Source organism: Streptomyces sp. V4I23 (assembly GCF_030817975.1).
Taxonomy (GTDB): Bacteria; Actinomycetota; Actinomycetes; order Streptomycetales; family Streptomycetaceae; genus Streptomyces.
On the sequence record NZ_JAUSZW010000004.1, the window covers coordinates 3,686,532 to 3,700,275 of the forward strand.

Below are 13,744 nucleotides of genomic sequence, written 5' to 3' on the forward strand. Positions count from 1 at the left end.
GATCGTCGCTGTACATCCCCGGTTACCGAAACCGGGGATTCTCCGGACCCTATGTGTTGCCCAACCGCCCCACCCCTCAACAAGGAGCACCCGCATCCCCCTCATCGAACCCCGCCGGCACGTCGTCGCCCAGCTGTGCGGCGCGTACTTCAAGTACCACTTCGGAACCAAGACCTGGTCCCACCACGATGGAGGCCCCTTCACCAAGGCGGAACAGGCCGCCGCCCTCGCGCCCACCATCGACGAGGTCAAAGAGGCGAAGGAGCAGATAGGCCGGTACCACGAGTACCTGCAGACCTGGCTCGAAGCCCCCGAGGTCCTGGACCGCTTCCTCACCCCCTTCCTGGACCACCTCGACGAGAAGTCCTTTGGCAAGGCCATCGACATCATGAACAAGAACGAGCGGTGGAAGCTCCAGCAGTTGGTCAACGCGGTAGCCGAACCCGTCCGTCCGTTCACCCCGTACACCTTCTGACAAACGGCGGCACCGACCGCATCCCCAGATGAGGAAGGGGGCCGGTGACCGGGAAAACATCCCGGTCACCGGCCCCCTTCGCGTCCCCCGGAGTCACCGTGTGCGCTGTACTTTGTCAACGGCCTGCGCCAGGTGCGAGTCAACAAGGCCCGGCGAGCCGGAAACGATCACCAGCACGTTGGCGATGCGGATCGCCGTCTGCTGGACAACGCTGCGCTGCGGGCCGACGGAGTAGGTGAGCAGCTGGCTCCACTGCTCGTCGCCGAGAGGCGGCGCGGCCAGCCCGGACAGAGTCGAACGGCAGAAGTTCTTGTGCATGCATCTGCAGCAGCGCGAACGCCTCACGTTGGGTCTCACGGAACTCGCGGTCTGCGCGAGCACGTCGTCGGAACATACGGTCTCCATCTCTGTCATCCGACGGGCACAGGGGAACGAACTTGCAGGTCAAGGGAATCGACGACGAACACCACAACAAGCGCTGCAGGGCGCGGATCGTCAGCTGCGGCGGACGACGTTGAGCCGGCCCTCTGTGCTCTTGGGCACGGTGCGGCGGGGCACCGGGACCGGTGAGGAGAGCGAGAAGGCGAATGCCGCGACCAGGTCATGGGGGACGCTGGCACTGAAGCTGGCGCACCACAGATATGGAGCGCCGAGAACGGGTTCCGCCCACGCCTGCCACCCCATCAAGTCAGGGTGCGGATCCGTGTCCTGGACAAGCGGCGGCTGCAGTCCCAGGGAGACGGTGGCGGAGAACCCGGGGTCCATGGCGGTGGTGTGGGGGCAGTCCACGTCACGGATCCAGCCTTGGGCACCGACTGCGTTGAGGACCGTCTCGGGCCCTTCGAAGCCAGCGTCCGGCACCTCACGGGCGTCGAGCGCGACGATGAGATCAGCGAGCGCCTCGTACGGGACGCCGGCGGTGAAGTACGCGTTCCACCCCGTCATCGCGGAGGCAGCATGCGGGCGGGCGCTCAGCTGCCAAGCAACGGGCAATCCGCCCAGCTCGAACGGGTAAGCCGCGAGGATCCACTCTGCGCCGCGCAGCCCGTCCGGGCTCACATACAGCAGGGTGTGACGGGAGGTGGGCCACATACGCCAGCCGAGGCCGGTCAAGGTGTCGCCGATCAGCTCGGCAAGCGCTCCGTCGTCACCGGCAAGGTGGCGCGGAGTGACCCAGTACATCGGGTCTGGCATGTCGGAACGAGAGGGGTCACTGGAGTGGTGCGGGTGCAGGGGCGTCGCCTCCGTGGGCTCGGACGTCAGTTCTTCTGGCAGGCGTTGTACGTTGACATGCCGTGCCGCAGCGCACCAGTCCTTTCAGGATCTTTCCTGTCTGCCCCCGGCGAACTGGTGTCTGTTGTCAACGAAGCCAGCCGCTTTGCCATCCAACCCAGTCGAATCGCGGTGATCTCTCGGTGTCGCCGCAATGGACACCGCCGCCATGCCGTTACGCGTGAGCTGCACGCTCTCGGATGGGACACTTGGTCACATGAAAGAGGTGCGCTGCGAGCGATGCGACAACATCATCGGCATGGGGTGCGCCTGCCCTCCTGATGGCAGCGTGCCCAAGGCGCACCCGGAGGAAAGGCGTGTTCGACAGGAGTGGCGGCGATTCCCCGGCAACGCCATCTTGATCAAACAGAATGGTAAGGCGCACGTTCCAGGCGCCTGCGATCACATGACAGAAGACGAGGTGCGGCCTCCGAAGTGGGGTTGGATTCTCGATCCGTCCCCCGGAGATTGGGGCCGTATCAGCGAAAGCAGCCCAGCCATCGCCACTGTGGGGAACGCGCAGCTGCGGGCGACGAGCCGGTGCATGACGTGCATGGGGACTCTCGGCGGCTGATGAGCTGCAGGGCGTGCTGTGCTGTGGGATAGCTGACCAGAGGACCGACGGCTTGCCGTCGGCCCTCGTTCGTTTCGTGGTTCTGGGCACGCCGGATGCGGCACGACTCGGTTCGATTGGAACAACTGGCGAAGGACAGATTTGCCCCGGTAAGCGGACTCGACTCACTGGAGGTCTTCCTTCAGATGCCCAGCTCCTCCTCGATCGCCATGGTCACGGCTGGCCATGGGACCTTCGGTTCACCGAACAGTCGCCAATAGCGATACGACGCGCGAACCAGGGAGCTGACACCCAGCCTCGCCGCACCCGGGTCGATCGTTCCGATCACCCGGCGGGTGATCCCGCCGGCTCCGCGCGCTGCGGGACGGACACCGTGTGCAAGGAGGAGAGTGGCCGTGCGGACGGCGTCCAGGGTCGGCGGGGGCGCCAGGGACGCGAACTGGCCGAAGACGAGCTCCCTCCACCTCAGCCTCGTCCTCGCCCAGGCCAGCCGTTCCAGCCCGGTGCCGAGGTCTACGGCCATGCGTGCGGGGTTGTCGGCATTCCAAAGAAGGACGATGTCGCCGAGAGGCAGATCGAGGTGGTTGAAGCGAAGAGTGATGCCTTCGACTTGGCGGCGCCGCCATGCTGCCAGCTTGCCGTTGATGCTGATGTGGCGCGCGTGGAAACCCAGTCGCGACAGCACGCTGAGCCAGCCGTCCAAGATCCCCCCGTACTCGTCGATGCACTGAATCGGCTGGACGCGGGAGACGTTGACAAACGAGGTCAGAAACCCTTCCCGGAGGTCGCCCGTTGCGTCACGCTGCCCGGTGAAACGGACAACAGGCTGGGGCAGGAAGCCGCTGCGGTAGGTCAGCGGACGCCCGTCCTTGAGGAGGGGGTCAAGGGCTTGGACGGCCGAGATCGTCAGCTCGGTCTCGCGGCCCCACCGAATTGGCAGGCAGGCGTCCTGCGAGACGCCTTGGGCCGCGAAGCCCGCCTTGAGCCCTGCCAGTAGCTCTTCCCACGACGGGGCCTGACGAGGCGGACAGTACGGCGATCCTCTGTGCGCATGCTCAATCGCGATCCGTCCGTCGGAGACGGTGAACTCCCATTGCGCTCCGAGGACTTGACGGAGGACCGCAGGCAAGCGGACCTCCGAACGGGCCGACGGCCCGAGTACGAGCTCTCTGGAACCGCTCGTCAGCATGACCGAGTCGACATCGCGGTGAAGTGGCGGGCCGGATCGAAGCGATGCATCCCGACCTCTTGGACCTCCGTGTGCTTGAGGCCCTCGGCCTGCTCGATCGCAAGGGCGAGAAGCTCCGCTGCTGTCTCGTCGTCCTCGTCGGGGTCGGCCACCGTGATCACGCCCGTCTGATCGCACAGGGCCGCCTCGGCGCAGGTTCCCCCACGCCAGGTGAGCGCGGCCATGGGGGTGCCGGCGCGGAGGGACTCACCGAAGACGGCGGCGCCGGCCTCCACGTACGTACGGGCGTAGGTGTAGACGAAGACGGAGGCGTCGCGGATGGCGGCGGTCTTGGCGGGGCCGCCGAGTTCACCGACCCACTTCACGTGACCTGCGCTGAAGAGGCGTTCGTGGCTTCGCACGTATGCCTCGTCGAAGACGGGGCCGACGATCTGTATCCGGCGGCCGAGGATCTGGGCGGCTCGGACGGCGATGTGGGGCGCCTTTTCCTCGTCTATGCGGCCGAGCCACACGAGGTCGTGCCCCGCGGCGGCAGGCGGCTCCTCCTCGTCCAGGCCAAGGTGTACAGCGAGTTCAGGAATCGGCTGATGGTCTGCGTACCGCTCGATCATCTCGGGCGAATAGCAGTAGAGCCGTGACTGTTTGCCGTTGAAGGCTGTGTCGGCGTGCTGGAAGACGGGCGAGTGCTGGAATGTGGCGACGTCGCAGTCCAGCTCGTTCCAGGTACGCGTCCAGGCTGGCAGCGACGGGTACTCGTGCCCGACGACCAGGAGGTCGTATCCGGTGCTGCGGAGATCGCGCTCGGCGAGGGATCCCGTGGTGAGGTCCTCCAGGCGGACCGGCCGACGAACCCAGTCGTTCTCCAGGTCCGTGAGCCAGCCTGGCCCAAGAAGGTGTACGTCGGCGCCTGCGGCTCGGGCGCCTACGGCGACCGCCCATAGCCATCGTTCGATCCCGCCGTAGCCGGCGGGTGGAAAGGCGTAGCTACCAGGGAAGTCGCAGACGCCGACAAGCACGTTATGCCTCCGGTGTTCCGTCCGCCGAGATCCGGCGGAAGCCGAGGTACGGGACGAGCGATTCGGGCAGGAGGATGGAACCGTCCTGCTGCTGGCACTGCTCAAGAAGAGCGGCCAGGGTGCGGCCGACGGGAAGGCCGGAGCCGTTGAGGGTGGCGACGAGCTTGGGCTTGCCGTCCTCGCCGCGGGTCCGGATGTTGGCCCGGCGGGCCTGGAAAGTGCCGAAGTTGGAGACCGAGGAGATCTCGCGGTACGTGTTCTGACTCGGGATCCAGACCTCGATGTCGTAGGTGAGCTGGGCGGAGAAGCCCGTGTCACCGGCGGCCAGCTTGACGACACGGTAGGCGAGGCCGAGTTCCTTCAGGCACGCCTCGGCGTGGCCGACCATGGTCTCCAGCGTGGCGTCCGCGTCCGCCGGGTCGACCATCTGGACGATCTCGACCTTGGCGAACTGGTGCTGGCGGATCAGGCCCCGGGTGTCGCGGCCGTACGAGCCTGCTTCGGACCGGAAGCACGGCGTGTGCGCGGTGAGCGCCAGCGGCAGCTCGGCCGGAGGGATAATCTCGTCGGCGTAGAGATTGGTCAGCGGTACCTCGGCCGTCGGGATCAGGAACAGTTCGCGGTCGGCGACGCCGGTCTTGAACAGGTCCTCCTCGAACTTCGGCAGCTGCCCCGTGCCGGTCATCGTCTTGCGGGTGACCAGGTACGGGACCGCGTGCTCGACGTACCCGTGCCGACGGGTGTGCAGGTCGAGGAAGAGCGTAGCCAGGGCACGCTCCAGCGCTGCTCCGGCGCCGCGCGAGACCGCGAAGCGCGGGCCGGACAGCTTCGTCGCCCGAGCGAAGTCGAGGATGCCGGTGGCTTCACCGAGGTCGACGTGGTCCTTCGGTTCGAACGGGAAGGTCGGCGGAGTGCCGACCCGTCGGATCTCGACCGCGAAGTCCTCGGAGTCGCCGTCCGGGGCCGCGTCGTCCGGCAGGTTCGGGATGCTGAGGAGGAGGTCGCGGAGCTGTTCCTCGACCTGCACCTGCCCGGCCTCGATGTCCCGGATCTGGTCCTTGAGCTCGCGGGCGCGCTCCTTCAGTTTGGAGATGTCGCCGCCCTGCTTGGCCGTCTGCTGGACCTCACTCGCCACCCGCTTGGACTCAGCCCGCAGCTCGTCAGCCGAGCGGATGTTCTGGTTGCGCCGAGACTGGAGGGACTCCAGCTCGGACAGGTCCAGGGAGTAACCGCGACGAGCGAGCCGACGAACCGCTTCGGCACCCATTTCGATTAGGGCGCGGGCATCATGCATGAGGAAGATCCTTTTGATCCGGTTGGTGGGATACGGAATCGACGGTAGCAACCGCCGAGCCCTCACCGATCCGGAATATGTCCGCGCCACCGCGGTCGGCGCGACCTCCGGGAACGTCCCTGTCGAGATCACTCATCAGCGCCGTGATCCAGTCCGGCAGCTCGTCGTCGGGTATGGCGATCGGCTCGACGTACGGCGCCTCGGGGAAGAAGAGCGGCATGGCCTCCTTCGGAGATCGGTTCTGATGCCAGAGGAGCACGGAGGCCAAAAGGCCGTGGCCTACGAGAACGCGGGGTCCGGGTCGCTCCAGGGTGGCGAGCAATCCGGTGAGCATCCTCCGGATGCCGGCGCGCTGGGACTCGGTGCCACCCGCAGGCCGCTCGTTCGGACCCTGGCCGTCAAGCCAGACCGCGTACTCCAGGAACGGGCGGCCCTCGAACTCTCCGTAGTCGAGTTCATTCAGGCGAGGATCGATGACCAGCTTCGCCGCCGGCACTCCCATCAGCAGAGAAGCCGTCTGCTGGGCACGCGGGAACTCGCTGGTCAGCCACGTCCTCACGGTGTGGAGGGGGAGGGTGGACCAGCCCAGGCTCAGCGATTGCCGACCCTCCTCGGTCAGGTGGATGGGTTGGGACGGGTCGCCGTTGACGAGGTACCGCTTGCTGTAGTTCGTCTGGCCGTGGCGGAGGACGTAGGTGGTCACGAGCCCCTCCTCGGGGTCGACGTGGAAAGGCCGGCGAGCACTCCCGCCATCTGCGGTGCTCTCGGGTCCCCGGCCTCCAGGTAGTAGAGGAGTCCGTCGAGGGCCAGCGCTCTGCACCACGGCGCGAGTACGGGAATAGGGATCCGCGAGATCCGGGTGGCAGCGGCCAACCGCCCGTCGGTCCCGTGTCCAAGGTCGTAGTAGACGGTCCAGAATGCCCAGTCGAATGCCGCGTCGCCCAGCATGGGCAGCGGATCGAGTAGGCGAGGGTGCCCCAGCCAGTCGAATGGCACGTTCTCCCGATACAAGTCCGCGTGCAGGACAGTCGTCCTGCTTGGGTCTTCCTGCAGTCCGGCGAGCGCCGGGAGCGCGGCGTCGACGAGGGGATGCCATGCGTCGAGGTCGAGCGTCTCCATCCGTCGCCGGATCCGCGGCAGCATCTCCGTGCCGAGGTGGTCGGTGAGCAGCAGGAAGCTGTTCGGTCGCCTTCGGCGCTGGCCGAGGATGTGCAGCCCCTGAAGGGCAGCCGCCACCATCTGAACCTCGCGCTCTGGCCGCTGGGCGCCACCAGGGCGCCCTCCCACCAGCTCCAGGGCGGCCACCGCCAGGTCGTCAGCGAACTCGATGACGTCCGCCGTCGGTCCGCCGGTCCACAGCCGCAGTGCACTCACTTCGTGGCGATACCGGGTGGGGTCGGTCCATGCCTTGAGGAGTAGCGGACGCCCGTCGAGGGCGGTCGCTGTCGCGATCACCGAGGCGTGTCCGGCGTCGTGATAGTCGCCGAGGGACAACTGCCAGCGTTCGGCGGCCTGTTCCAGCAGGGCCGGTGCTGCGTCCAGCCACGCCTGGGCTTCCGGCCCGTAGTGCGCGAGTAGCCGCTGTCGGCACCCTGCGGGAACCTCTCCGAGCGTCCGCGGCACCATCAGCTCAGCACGATCCCGTCGGAAACCAACTCGTCCGTCAGGGCTGGGAACTCGCCGAGCGCCTCGGTGACCAGGGCCTGCACCTTGTCCACCTCGACGTCGGGAGAGGACAGGCGGACAAGGACACGCCAGGGCTGATCGAGTCGCTGCCCGGTCGTGCTCACCAGGTGAACCTCGGCGTGCCCCTCGGTCGCCTCGTGGAGCCGGTTGGCGAGACGCTGCGCGGCGACGTTGTACAGCTTGCCGACGTGGTAGACGGGATTCTTGCCGTTGGCGCCCTCCAGGTTCATCGGCCGCAGCGGTGTGATCAGCCCGTTGACCCGGTTGCCTCGCCCCACGACGCCTTCGTCACCCGACTCGATCGAGCTGCCGGTGTACGTCAGGTACAGCTCGTCCTTCTCCGGGACGTCGCGGGCGTTCAGTCGGAAGCGGGCCTCCGCTCCGGGCAGCCGGAGGGCGGCGAGGCGGTGGCACTCGGCGAGGACCATCTCCGCGTTGCTGACGTACTCCGCCCGGCTGGCGACGTGACGCGACTTCTGGGGGACGCACAACACGATGTCGGCCTGGGCTCCGTCCCAGTAGCCCATGAGTTTGACGTCCGAGCCGCACCAGGCGTGGGCGAGCGTGAACTCGCTCTTCCCGGAGAAGTGGTCCACCAGTTCCCGGACGAACGACTCGAAGGGGTTCTCCGGCGCCCAGCCGGTGCCGAGGGACGTGTCGTTGGAGAGCCGTACCCGCCGCTCGCGGAGATCTTCGACGGAGCGCGGGTTGAACCAGCGGGTGCGGTCGGGCACCCCGTCGCCGGTGAGTACAGCACCCGGGCTCGAATTGCTGGTGATGTTGAAGACGATGTCGAGGTGGGCCGAGACCTCGGGCAGTCGCTCGGCGAAGAACGCCCGAACCTCGGCCTCCACTATGTCCTCGACCGGTATCCGCTCGCCGCCGCACAACGGCGCGGCCCTCCCATTGACCAGGACCCGCACCGGCGACGTCATCCGACCGGCGCCGTACCGCACCTCGCTGGCTCCACCGAGGAGGGCGAGCTTGTCGAAGTTGTGGTGCAGTACAGCGCCGAAGTGTTGAACGGTGTAGCGGCTGTAGGCGCGGGACAACCGCTCGGCGAGATGGTCGGCCAGGGTGTCCGGATGCCCGAGACCCTTGCGTTCCACGATGGTCGTCGTGTCCGGCTGGGCCATGCCGGTGTCGATGACGATGTGACTGTTGTCGATGGTCGTGCTCGTACGAGGCATCACGAACTCCCTTTCAGGGGTGGATAGAAGGGAATGAGCGCAGGCGTCAGCACGCCTGGACGAGCGGTGGAGCGGAGGATTCAGCGAGGGACGCCGGCAGCGCGGAGGAGCGCGACCGTCTGAGCGAGCGACCGGTACGCGGAGGCAGCCTGTTCCTCCGCCGCGAGTCGATAGATGTCGTGGACGGTGATGAGGTCGATGTCCTGCATCCGACGGCGATCGAGCCAAAGGAGCAGGCGCCAGGCAAGGACCGGCCCGCTGAACGGCAACCGGGTCAGGAGATCGACCGGGATGCGTCCGGGCGGCACGCCCCCGTACAGCAGGTCGCGTACGAGATGGAAGACCACATCGGTGTAGTCGAGGACGGCCGGTCCGCAGGCGCTCGCCTCCCAGTCGACGACGTGCAGGCACTCGCCGTCGACGAGGAGGTGCTCGGGCTTGAGGTCACCATGCAGGCGAACGACCGGATGGGAATCGGTCGGTTGGAGGGCCTCTCTCAGCACCGCCCACCAGGGCAGTGACCGGCAGCGAGGAGAGAACTGATCGAGCAGGAACTGGTGCGGGGAAACGACACCGGCTCGCCGAGCTTCCCAGCCAGATCCGGGAGTGGCGTCGGCAACAGGCCGGTGCAGCCTGCGACTCACAGTCACGACGTAACCGATGTACTCCTCAATGGCTGAGTGCGTGCTCACCGAGCACGGCGTCCCATCCACCGCCCGGAAGGCCGTCCAAGAACCGGCCCCATCGTTTCCCGTGGCCAGGACGGCCGGGACCGAGATACCCCACAGGGCAGCGCGCTCGACCGTCGCGACCTCGCGCTGGCGCCGGCCCTCGGGGTCGATGCCCACGTAGATCTTCAACAAAGCACTGCCGTCCGTGGCGAACCGCGTTCTGGAGTACGGCTTGAGAGCTGCCGGGCCGAACGGGCCGAGACCCTGCTCGATCCACGGCTCTGCCGTCTTCGTGCTGCGCACCCTCCACACCTCCAGTCCGTATCAGCGAGCCGCGCCCAGCTCCCATGTGAGAAGCAGGACCGATCACCAAAGCCGACCGAAGCGAAGGGAGTTGACCACATCGCCCGGCGGCTTTTTCGATCTACTGCGACAGTAGGTACGGCACCCCGCAGCACCCCGGAAAATCCTTCCGGGGTCGATTCCGGCCATGAGGTGATGCTCAGGACATGCGAGGGATGACAGAGAACCTGACCATCGGCGAGCGCGTCGCCTGGTACCGGCGCCGACGCGGCCTTTCCCAAGAAGTCCTGGCCGGCCTTGTCGGACGAACCACGGACTGGCTGAGCAAAGCGGAGAACAATCGGATCGAGCTTGACCGGCTCTCGGTGATCACCTCACTCGCCGAGGCCCTCGACGTCTCCCTCGGAGACCTGCTCGCCGAACCGACCCTCATGGAGTGGTCCAACGACAGCGGCCGCCGCACGGTCCCCGCCCTGCGCGAAGCCCTCATGGACTACAAGCAGCTCACGCCGCTGCTGGGGCCTCCGCCCGATGACGAACCGCCCGCCCTGAAGGACCTTCGGGCCAACGTGAAGGAGATCCTCGACGCCTATCAGGCGTCCCGCTACGGCTTCGCCACGCGACGCCTTCCCCTCGTACTGGCCGATGCCCTCGCCGCATCCCGCGGGTACTCGGGGCGCAAGAGGGAAGAGGCTCATGCCCTGCTCGCTCTGACCTACCAAGGAGCGGCCATGGTCCTGGGCAAGGTTGGGGAGTCGGAGCTGGCATGGATCGCCGCCGACCGCGGCCTGGCGGCTGCGCAACACAGCGGCCAGAGTGCGGTGACGGGCTCGCTCTTCCGGGCGGTCACACACTGTCTGCTGGCCACCGGGCGCTTCACCCCGGCGGTCCAGCTGGTGAACGATGCGGCGGCCGTGATGCAGCCCGGCTTGGGAACCGCGAACGACGAGTACCTATCGGTCTACGGCACGCTCTTCCTCGCCGGCGCTATGGCGGCCGCCCGAGCGGAGGACCGGGCGACGACGCAGACTTTCCTTCGGGAAGCCGACGAAGCCGCGCAGCGGTTGGGCGCCGACGCCAACCACCTGTGGACGGCCTTCGGCCCAACCAACGTGGCCATCCACTGCGTCGCCACCGCCGGAGAGCTCGGAGACATCCAGATAGCTGCCGACCTCGGACAACGCATCGACACCAGCGACCTGCCTGTGGAACGACGTGTGAGGCACAGCTTGGAAGTCGCCAGAGCACTCAGCGCCTGGAACCGGACCGATGAAGCCCTGGCCACCCTGTTGGCCGCCGAGCAGGCTGCCCCGGAACAGGTGCGCCACCACTACCTGAGCCGGGAACTGGTCATCGGCTGGATCCGAGGCACTCGAGGCCGCCCGTCCCAGCCAGTGGCAGACCTGGCACGCAGGCTCGGCGTCGTCGGCGGTTAGAGTCCGTCCCGTGAGCGAGAACGAGCACGAAGCGAAGATGGCCCACCCGCGTATGGCAGCCGGCGCACTCTTCTTCGACGACGCCGACCGAGTCCTGCTCGTCGAACCCTCGTACAAGGACTACCGCGACATCCCCGGCGGATACGTCGAGCAAGGGGAGTCTCCCCGGCAAGCCTGCGTCCGCGAAGTCCACGAGGAGCTGGGCATCAAGCCCCACATCGGCCGCCTGCTCGTCGTGGACTGGGCGCCGAATCCGGGGGAGGGAGACAAGGTCCTCTACCTCTTCGACGGTGGCCGTCTCAGTGCGGAACAGCGCCAGCAGATCGCCTTGCAGGCCGACGAGCTCCGCAGCTACGACTTCCACGACGCCCAGCAACTGCCAGAACTCACCATTCCACGCCTCGCACGCCGGATCACCGCCGGGATCCAGGCCCGCGCAGCCGGCCTGACCGCCTACCTGGAACAAGGGGTGTCGCCAGAAATAGGGGCTTGACCAGGGGCCGCTTGGTCTCAGCCCCGCGTGACGATCCTGGCACGAATGTTCACCGGCGCCCGGTCGGCGTCGATCGACTTCCAGCTATGGGCGGGGCAGTGCACCAGAGGCGGCATTCCCTCCCGCCACCGACGTGCGGATACTGACCGCCATGACTTCGCATCCGCTGGACGAGATCGAGTGCGCTGCTCAGGTCATCACGGACCTACACATCGCGACGGTTCCTGGTGACCACGCGCAGGCAGCCAGCCATGCTGCGGCCAACCTCTGCTCCGGCACTGGCTCAGGGCTCTTGGTGGCGCCGACACAGCTGCAGAAGCTGATCGCCGAGGCAATCGAGATCGGGTACGCGACTGCCCTGCGTGATGTACGAGAAGGGAATTTCGACGGCGACCTGCAGGAATGGCGTCCTGATCTTTTCCAGGGGTAGGGCGAGGCGGGGTGGAGCGACGCGGACAACGGAGCCCCCTGCGCCTCCACACGCGTCCGTCCACGGTGCCCTAATAGGCTCCGGATCATGACCAGAGATGGGCAGGCGGTAGGCGCGGTGAGTAGAAGTCGCCCGGGGTGGCGCCCGGACAGCTGAGACAGCAACGCGAAGCCCACGGCCTGACGCTCGAAGGCGCGTGCGAGCAGCTACACGAGGTGGCCCGGGCCGCGGGGCTCACAGTGCCGGCCGCCAACTTCCAGACTCTGTGGCAGCACGAGCAGGGTGAGGTCTATCCCGGGCCGCACTACCGTCGTGCGTATTGCCTGCTGTACCGCGCGACCGAGCCTGAGCTCGGCTTCCGTAACGCTCTGCCCGACGAGGCCACGAAGCTCAAGTTCACCGCGTCGAGCGAACCGCAGAACGGCGCCCATGTCCTTGCCGTGGAACGGGCGTTGCACCAGCTGGCACCCAGCGCGGAGGACGCCGACGGCCTGGGCGTCCAGCAGCGGATCATCGACGCCTGGAAGCGGCGTCACACCGACGGTGATCCGAACCGGCCGACGCTGATGATGGTCGGCGGCTACGCGGGCAGCGGGAAGTCGGAGTTCGCCCGCTTCCTGTCGCAGCTCACCGGATGGCCCGTCCTCGACAAGGACCCGATCACGCGCCCACTCGTCGAGCGCCTCCTTGTTGAAATGGGCAGCGAGCCCAACGACCGGCACACCGACCTCTACCGGGAGAAGGTCCGCCCGCTGGAGTACCAGTGCCTGCTGGAGACCGCATACGCGAACATCGACTGCGCGATCAGCACCGTACTCTCCGCGCCCTTCATCTCCGAGACCACCGACCCTCGGTGGATGCGACGCCTGATCAACCGCTGTGAAGCGCGTGGCGTCACCGTCGCCGTCGTCTGGATTCAGTGCGACCTCGACACGATGCACGAGTACATCAGCTTCCGGTCCGCCGGCCGGGACAGCTGGAAACTCCAGAACTGGGACACGTACGCCACCGGGATCGACCTCGAACTCCGGCCCGTCGTCCCGCACTTGGTTGTCGACAACCGGCTCGGCGCCGCGATATCGCTCACGGACTAGGTGCGCCAGGTCTTCGGGACGATGTTCCCGTGAGGCAGGGCATCCTGCTGTACGGGCCGCCGGCGGCAGGCAAGGACACGATCACGGCGGCGCTCACCGAACTCGACGAGCGGTACGTGCTGTTCACCCGGCTGAAGATCGGGACCGGGAAGACCAAGGGCTACCGGATGGGTACGCCAGCGCAGCTGACCGCCCTAGAGGCACGCGGCGATGTCATCTACCGCAACGACCGGTACGGCAACATCTACGTCGTCGACCGCCCCGGCCTCGACCAGGCCATGGAGGGCGGCAAGACCCCCGTCGTCCACCTCGGCCAGATGGCGGGGATTGAGCAGGTGACCGCCCTCTACCCGGCGCGTTCAGTGCGCGTTCTGCTGTGGTGCTCCAAGGAGACCACCGCTCGACGCTCACCACAGCGGGGTGACACCGACACGGCGGCCCGGCTGGCCGCGTGGGACGCCACTCAGGCCGATCTTGCGGCACATCCGCGGGCTCAGTGGGAACTGCGCGTGGAGGCGGACGGGACGGCGCCCCATGAAACCGCACAGAGTATCGACGATATCGTCCGCACCACGCCACCTCGCTCCTGACGGCCAGGACATCAGGGCCCCAGCGGATGCG

General features: G+C 67.1%; 15 protein-coding genes. 5 read left to right on the plus strand and 10 right to left on the minus strand.

All coding sequences use genetic code 11. The annotated features are described in order from the left end of the window. Window positions 1-76: 76 nt before the first annotated feature. The 10 genes from QFZ82_RS18935 to QFZ82_RS18980 form a co-directional block, all read right to left on the minus strand. Window positions 77-478: a hypothetical protein gene (locus QFZ82_RS18935; protein WP_307714294.1), complete on the minus strand. Its 402-nt coding sequence runs from the start codon at window positions 476-478 to the stop codon at window positions 77-79. Window positions 479-568: 90 nt separating this feature from the next. Beyond that, window positions 569-793 carry a hypothetical protein gene (locus QFZ82_RS18940; protein WP_307714295.1) on the minus strand — a complete coding sequence of 75 codons (225 nt, stop codon included), beginning with the start codon at window positions 791-793 and terminating at the stop codon, window positions 569-571. A 177-nt stretch (window positions 794-970) separates the two neighbouring features. Next, complete coding sequence (locus tag QFZ82_RS18945; protein ID WP_307717768.1) at window positions 971-1,657, minus strand: DUF317 domain-containing protein; 687 nt, start codon at window positions 1,655-1,657, stop codon at window positions 971-973. Between the two features lie 845 nt (window positions 1,658-2,502). Continuing rightward, window positions 2,503-3,450, minus strand: a complete 948-nt coding sequence (locus QFZ82_RS18950; RefSeq protein WP_307714296.1) for a hypothetical protein — start codon at window positions 3,448-3,450, stop codon at window positions 2,503-2,505. 53 nt (window positions 3,451-3,503) lie between these two features. Further along, window positions 3,504-4,526 (minus strand): glycosyltransferase, encoded by a 1,023-nt coding sequence (locus tag QFZ82_RS18955; protein ID WP_307714297.1) that lies wholly within the window; start codon window positions 4,524-4,526, stop codon window positions 3,504-3,506. Window position 4,527: 1 nt separating this feature from the next. Next, window positions 4,528-5,820 (minus strand): serine--tRNA ligase, encoded by a 1,293-nt coding sequence (gene serS / locus QFZ82_RS18960; protein ID WP_307714298.1) that lies wholly within the window; start codon window positions 5,818-5,820, stop codon window positions 4,528-4,530. Further along, window positions 5,813-6,523 (minus strand): histidine phosphatase family protein, encoded by a 711-nt coding sequence (locus QFZ82_RS18965; protein WP_307714299.1) that lies wholly within the window; start codon window positions 6,521-6,523, stop codon window positions 5,813-5,815. Before QFZ82_RS18965 ends, serS begins: the two co-directional genes overlap by 8 nt. Further along, a complete protein-coding gene (locus QFZ82_RS18970) occupies window positions 6,520-7,446 on the minus strand; it encodes an aminoglycoside phosphotransferase family protein (protein ID WP_307714300.1) in 927 nt (308 codons plus the stop codon). Before QFZ82_RS18970 ends, QFZ82_RS18965 begins: the two co-directional genes overlap by 4 nt. Continuing rightward, complete coding sequence (locus tag QFZ82_RS18975) at window positions 7,446-8,696, minus strand: methionine adenosyltransferase (protein WP_307714301.1); 1,251 nt, start codon at window positions 8,694-8,696, stop codon at window positions 7,446-7,448. Before QFZ82_RS18975 ends, QFZ82_RS18970 begins: the two co-directional genes overlap by 1 nt. An 80-nt stretch (window positions 8,697-8,776) precedes the next feature. Continuing rightward, complete coding sequence (locus tag QFZ82_RS18980) at window positions 8,777-9,679, minus strand: aminoglycoside phosphotransferase family protein (RefSeq protein WP_307714302.1); 903 nt, start codon at window positions 9,677-9,679, stop codon at window positions 8,777-8,779. 206 nt (window positions 9,680-9,885) lie between these two features. Between QFZ82_RS18980 and QFZ82_RS18985 the strand changes: the two genes are divergently transcribed. The 5 genes from QFZ82_RS18985 to QFZ82_RS19005 all read left to right on the plus strand — a co-directional run bounded on the left by QFZ82_RS18985 (window position 9,886) and on the right by QFZ82_RS19005 (window position 13,713). Then, window positions 9,886-11,106 carry a helix-turn-helix domain-containing protein gene (locus tag QFZ82_RS18985; RefSeq protein WP_307714303.1) on the plus strand — a complete coding sequence of 407 codons (1,221 nt, stop codon included), beginning with the start codon at window positions 9,886-9,888 and terminating at the stop codon, window positions 11,104-11,106. A 10-nt stretch (window positions 11,107-11,116) separates the two neighbouring features. Next, the gene (locus QFZ82_RS18990) at window positions 11,117-11,599 is read left to right on the plus strand and encodes an NUDIX hydrolase (protein WP_256904159.1); all 483 of its coding nucleotides are present in this window, start codon (window positions 11,117-11,119) and stop codon (window positions 11,597-11,599) included. 151 nt (window positions 11,600-11,750) lie between these two features. Further along, window positions 11,751-12,029 (plus strand): hypothetical protein, encoded by a 279-nt coding sequence (locus tag QFZ82_RS18995; RefSeq protein WP_128802538.1) that lies wholly within the window; start codon window positions 11,751-11,753, stop codon window positions 12,027-12,029. Between the two features lie 239 nt (window positions 12,030-12,268). Continuing rightward, a complete protein-coding gene (locus tag QFZ82_RS19000) occupies window positions 12,269-13,123 on the plus strand; it encodes an AAA family ATPase (RefSeq protein ID WP_307714304.1) in 855 nt (284 codons plus the stop codon). Window positions 13,124-13,152: 29 nt separating this feature from the next. Then, complete coding sequence (locus QFZ82_RS19005; RefSeq protein ID WP_307714305.1) at window positions 13,153-13,713, plus strand: guanylate kinase; 561 nt, start codon at window positions 13,153-13,155, stop codon at window positions 13,711-13,713. Window positions 13,714-13,744 lie beyond the last annotated feature (31 nt).